5 protein-coding genes are annotated in these 5,006 nt (G+C 74.0%); all 5 read right to left on the bottom strand.

The window, feature by feature from the left end; all coding sequences use genetic code 11:
• Positions 1 to 84: 84 nt before the first annotated feature.
• Positions 85 to 774, bottom strand: a complete 690-nt coding sequence (locus N864_RS19105) for a 5-oxoprolinase subunit B family protein (RefSeq protein ID WP_034720976.1) — start codon at positions 772 to 774, stop codon at positions 85 to 87.
• Between the two features lies 1 nt (position 775).
• Positions 776 to 1,534: a LamB/YcsF family protein gene (locus N864_RS19100; RefSeq protein ID WP_034720978.1), complete on the bottom strand. Its 759-nt coding sequence runs from the start codon at positions 1,532 to 1,534 to the stop codon at positions 776 to 778.
• A 103-nt stretch (positions 1,535 to 1,637) separates the two neighbouring features.
• Positions 1,638 to 2,522: an FHA domain-containing protein gene (locus tag N864_RS19095; protein WP_034720974.1), complete on the bottom strand. Its 885-nt coding sequence runs from the start codon at positions 2,520 to 2,522 to the stop codon at positions 1,638 to 1,640.
• Positions 2,519 to 3,808, bottom strand: coding sequence for a VWA domain-containing protein (locus tag N864_RS19090; protein ID WP_034720972.1), 1,290 nt, complete (start codon positions 3,806 to 3,808; stop codon positions 2,519 to 2,521). Before N864_RS19090 ends, N864_RS19095 begins: the two co-directional genes overlap by 4 nt.
• Entirely contained in the window at positions 3,801 to 4,991 is a 1,191-nt protein-coding gene (locus tag N864_RS19085; RefSeq protein WP_051518812.1) for a PP2C family protein-serine/threonine phosphatase, read from the bottom strand. The genes N864_RS19090 and N864_RS19085 overlap by 8 nt, the downstream gene beginning before the upstream one ends.
• Positions 4,992 to 5,006: the final 15 nt, after the last annotated feature.

Below are 5,006 nucleotides of genomic sequence, written 5' to 3'. Positions count from 1 at the left end.
CGACCCCGACCGCCAGGTGGCCGCGCCGCCCGGCGTCCTCGACGAGGGTGAGCGGCCCCGGGGCGAGGACTTCGAGGCAGGCCATCAGCAGCCCGCCGCGGCGACGAACCGGACGAGGGCGCCGGGGGACAGCAGCGCCGGTGGGTCCCGGTCGGGGTCCCACAGCGGCGCGTCGGTGCGGCCGATGAGCTGCCAGCCGCCTGGGGACTCCCGTGGGTAGATCCCGCTGAACTCGCCTGCGAGCCCGACCGCGCCGGCGGGCACGCGGGGTCGCGGCTCGGCACGACGGGGCACCATCAGGCGTGGGTCGCCGCCGACGAGGTAGGCGAAGCCGGGGGAGAAGCCGCCGAAGGCCACCCGCCACGGGGTCCCGGTGTGGGCGGCGACGACCTCGTTTGGAGCCAGGCCGGTGAGGCGGGCGACGTCGTCGAGGTCCGGCCCGTCGTAACGGACGGCGATCTCGACGTGGGGAGAGTCGGCGTCGGGAGGGCTCCCCGCGTCCTCCGCACTGTCGCCTTCGGCCAGGTTTCGGCCGGCTGCGGTCACGGCGGCGGCGAGGCCGGCAAGGTCGGTGTCCGGCCGGGCGACGAGCAGGAGCGTCCGCGCGGCGGGGACGAGGTCGTCGACCGTGGCCCACGGGCCCTCGCCGCGGCGCACGAGACGGGTGAGGTGGCGTTCGAGGGCGAGCACGGTGGCCAGATCGCCCGTCTCGACGAGGAGTGCCGCGTCGCCCATGGGCAGGATCCTCAGCGCCGGCGCCACCGCGGCGGACATGTCAGCCGCGTCCGGTGAAGGGCTCGATGCGCACGCCTGCCCCCTCGAGGGCCGCGCGGACCGCCCGGGCGATGGCGACGGCTCCCGGCGAGTCGCCATGCGTGCAGATCGACTCGGCGGCCACCGCGACCCATGTGCCGTCGACCGCGCGGATCCGCCCATCGGTCACGAGCCGGGCCGTCCGAGCCGCGACGAGGTCGGGGTCGTGCAGCAGCGCGCCGGGCTCCCGCCGGGGCACGAGGGTCCCTTCGCCGGTGTAGCCACGGTCGGCGAACGCCTCGCTGACGGCTCGCAGCCCGGCCTCGGCTGCACGACGCAGGAGAGCGGAACCGGGCAGGCCGAGCACGGGGAGGGTGGCGTCATACGCGACGACGGCCGCGACGAGCGCCCGGGCCTGCTCCTCGTGGTGCACGACGGCGTTGTAGAGCGCCCCGTGCGGCTTGACGTAGGCGACGCGCGTGCCGGCGACCCGACACATCGCCTCGAGGGCCCCCAGCTGGTAAAGGACGTCCGCGGTCAGCTCGTCGGGAGCCACGTCGATGAAGCGCCGTCCGAAGCCGGCGAGGTCGCGGTAGCCGACCTGCGCCCCGATGACGACCCCGCGTTCGGCCGCGGCCGCGCACGTGCGTTGGAGCGTCAGGGGGTCGCCGGCGTGGAAGCCGCACGCGACGTTCGCGCTCGAGACGAGGTCGAGCATCGCCAAGTCGTCGCCGAGCCGCCACGCGCCGAACGACTCGCCGAGGTCGGCGTTGAGGTCGATCGAGCGGCGGGGCGTCGCAGGTGCGTCGGGCGTCGCCGCCGTCGTCGGCGGGATGGGGTCGCTCGGGTCCACGTGGGCCTCCGGTCTCGACGGCTGGGTGCCCTCAGCCGAAGGTCTCGATCTCCTCGGGCGTCGCCCGGCGCACGACGACGCGGGTCCACGCGCCGACGTAGAGCCGGTCATCATCGTCGAGCTCGCGCTTCGGGCCGACCTGGATCGGCTGGTCCGGCAGCGGCCCAGAGGCAGGAGCGACGAAGGTGCCGTTCGAGGAGTCGAGGTCCTCGACGAACCACCGCGTGCCGTCGGTGGTCAGCTGCGCGTGCCGCCGACTCACCCCGGGGTCGGTCGACAGGTCGATCTCCGGGTGCGTGTTGCGGCTCGACGAGACACGACCGAGCAGCAAGCTCTTGTGCCGCAACGGGATCAGCGTCGGCAGTCCCGGCGACGGGCACGGGTCCTCCGCCTCCTGCGTCGCGTACCAGTCCGGGTCCACCCAGACCTCCGCCACCCACTCGAACGGCTCGCCCTGCTCCTCCTCACCCGGGCCGGCGAGGGCCGACGACGCGGCCTCCGCGGCGGACGCGCGGGGCATGGCGCCGGTCGTGAAGTCGTAGCCGCACGCCTCGCAGAAGAGCGCGCCCTCGGGGTTCTCGGTGTGGCAGTTCGGGCACTCGAGCCGGCTGGCCTCCGTGGGCGCCGGCTCTGCCGGCGGCGGCTCGGTGGGTGCGGGGGCGCCGAGGTCGAGGGACGACTGCCCACCCGGTATGCCGCTCACCCCGGTCCCGCTCGCGGCCTCACCCTGCGCTTCGGCGGGCTGTCCCGCACCCGCAGGCGCGCCGTTGGCGGACTGTCGTGCACCGGTGGATGCGCCGTTGGCGGACTGTCCCGCCCCGGCGGGGGTCACGGCGGAGGGGTCGATCGGCGAGCCGCAGACGTCGCAGTAGTCCTCGGCCTCGGAGGTGTGGCCGTTGGGGCAGACGGCGCTCATCGGCGCACCCGCGTCGTCTTCGTCGAGGCGGTGTCGAGCGACATCTCGTCGATCTTAGAGGCGGACTTCTTGAGCCGAACGGTGCCGGTGTCGGCGTCGTCGATCTCGACCACCTTCTTCAGGCGCGTCGTCATCTCGTCGTTGCCCGTCTTGTCGGCCAGCTGGACCGCGCGGCCGAGCTTCGCGGTGGCGACCTCGTCCTGGCCGGCGGCCTTCGCGGCGAGGCCCTCCTGGATGACCTGGGCGAGCTCCGCCTGACCGGTGTAGGCGGCGACGGCCGGGTCGATCCGCGTCGTGAGCGAGTCGTCGCTCGACCACTTCGCCTTGACGAGGCCCTGCGCGAGGACGGTGTCGCCGACGGTGATCTGCACTCGGGCCGCCAGCTGCTCCTGGCCGATGGTGCGGGCCGGCAGCCGGACGGCGACGTGGTAGTCGCGGGACTCGTCGGTCCAGGCACCCGTCGGGTAGGCGCCGGTGAGCGGGTTGATCGGAGTGCGACGCGCGGTGAGGTCCTCGAGCGTCGGGGACACCTGCTTGACGAAGAGCAGCTCGGCCCCCTGGGGCACCCAGACCCGCAGCTCAGCAGAGGCGACGCCGCGAGCCATCGACGCCCGCATCATCGACTCGAACTCGGCCGCCATCTGCTCGGGTGCCGGGATGATGTCGACGGTGCCGAGCAGGGCGGAGGCGATGCTGCGCACCTCCTCGACGCGCCACTGGTCGCCGACGCCGCGGCAGTCGCACTGGAAGACGCCGACGCACGACTGCACCGCGGCCTGGAGGGACGCGGCGGTCTCGCCCTCGTTGACGCCGTCGGTGAGCAGGATCGCGTGGCGCTTCGTCACGTGCGGGACCGTCTCGAAGATCCGCCTCGCGAGGGTGAGCCACGTGCCCATCGCGGTGCCGCCGCTCGCCCGCAGCATCTCCACCGCACGGATCGCCTCACCGCGGGTCTGCGGGGACATGACGGCGAGGGCGCTCTGGCGCGACGTCGGATAGACGATCTGCGCGGTGCCGTTGCCCGACACGACGGCGAAGAGCGTGCCGTCGGTGATCTCCTTGAGCGCCGCCGTCGCGGCGACGCCGGCGGCCTGGACCCCGCGCCGGCCCATCGAGCCGGAGGTGTCGATCAGGATGACCTCGGCGGCCGATCCGTCGCCCTGCGGTGCGGTCGCGACCGAGCCCGTGGCCGCGCCGGTGCTCGTGATGCGCACGATGCCGTGCACGTCCGTGCCACCTGCCGGGAGGAACTCGTTCTGGAACACCTCAGCAGTGAAGTCAGCCATTGATCGGGTCCCCTTCCTGTGGCGCCGCGGCGCTCGTCGATGCTGTCGATCCTTGCCCAGCCAGTCGCGCAAGGGCAACCGTGATGTTGTCGCGTCCGCCCTGCTCGTTGGCGAAGTCGACGAGCCCCTGGGCGAGGGCGGCCGGCTCGTCGCCGGCCGCGGTGCGCGTCGTCGTGAGGAGGTCGCGCAGCGCCTCCGCCTCGGAGCAGTAGTTCCAGAGGCCGTCGGAGCAGACGAGGAGCCAACCGGGCGTGTACACCCGCAGGGTGGTCAGGTGAGGGGTCAGGTCCTCGGGAGCGTCAGAGCCGAGCCACCGCGTGATGGAGTGCGCCTGGGGGCCGTTCTCGGCCTCCTCACGCGGGACGCCGCTGCGGATCCGCTCGGCGGCGAACGAGTCGTCATCGCCGAGCTGGAGTGCCGGCTCCTTGGGGTCGTCGGGCAGCCAGTAGACCCGGCTGTCACCGACGTTGCCCGCGACGACCGTGTCCCCCTCGATGACCGCGGCCGCAATGGTGCACGACGGTGGGTTGGGGACCTGCTCGGTGACCGCCGCCTTGACCGCCTCGTTGGCCGCCAGGACCGCGGCCGTCAGCGCTCGCCCGGCCGCGGCCGACCAGGCGTCCGGGGTGCCGACGCCGCGGGGGAGCGGCTGCGCCAGGTCGTCGCGAGCCGCCTGCGCCGCGGCGAGCGAGGCGATGTGCGAGTCGGTGGCCATCGAGACGCCGTCGCAGACGACGATCGCGGCGCGGCGCCCAGCCGTCTCGTCGGCGAAGAGCGCCAGGGCGTCCTCGTTGCGGCTGTGCCGACGGCCGATGTCGCACACGCCGGCGAGCCACGCGGCCGGGGCGTCGGTGAAGTGGTCACGCGGGTCCGGTGGTGGGGTGCCGCAGTGGTCGCAGTAGCCGTCGACGATGTGGCCCTGCCCGCAGGCCTGGCACAGCTCGGCAGGAGGGTCGTCCGTCTCGCTCGGCACGACACCGGTCCACCCGGTGTCGAGCGGTGACTCCTCACCGGCCGGCGCCGTCTGCGGCGTGGCTGTGGCGACGAGGGTGTCGTCGCTCGGCGCCCCCGGGGCGTGGCCCGTCAGGTCGGCGCCGCACGCCTCGCAGAAGCTGGCGCCCGCGTCGTGCGGCGCACCGCAGACCGGGCACGTCAGGGTGCCGGTCGCCGTCGGTCTCGTCATCCGCGTCTCCCCAAT

The organism is Intrasporangium chromatireducens Q5-1, from assembly GCF_000576575.1.
Lineage (GTDB): Bacteria > Actinomycetota > Actinomycetes > Actinomycetales > Dermatophilaceae > Intrasporangium_A > Intrasporangium_A chromatireducens.
This window is presented reverse-complemented; position numbering and strand designations above follow the sequence as displayed.

Coding starts and splice junctions, on each gene's coding strand:
- N864_RS19105 (WP_034720976.1), bottom strand. CDS start 774: ATGTCCGCCGCGGTGGCGCCGGCGCTGAGGATCCTGCCCATGGGCGAC.
- N864_RS19095 (WP_034720974.1), bottom strand. CDS start 2,522: ATGAGCGCCGTCTGCCCCAACGGCCACACCTCCGAGGCCGAGGACTAC.
- N864_RS19090 (WP_034720972.1), bottom strand. CDS start 3,808: ATGGCTGACTTCACTGCTGAGGTGTTCCAGAACGAGTTCCTCCCGGCA.
- N864_RS19085 (WP_051518812.1), bottom strand. CDS start 4,991: ATGACGAGACCGACGGCGACCGGCACCCTGACGTGCCCGGTCTGCGGT.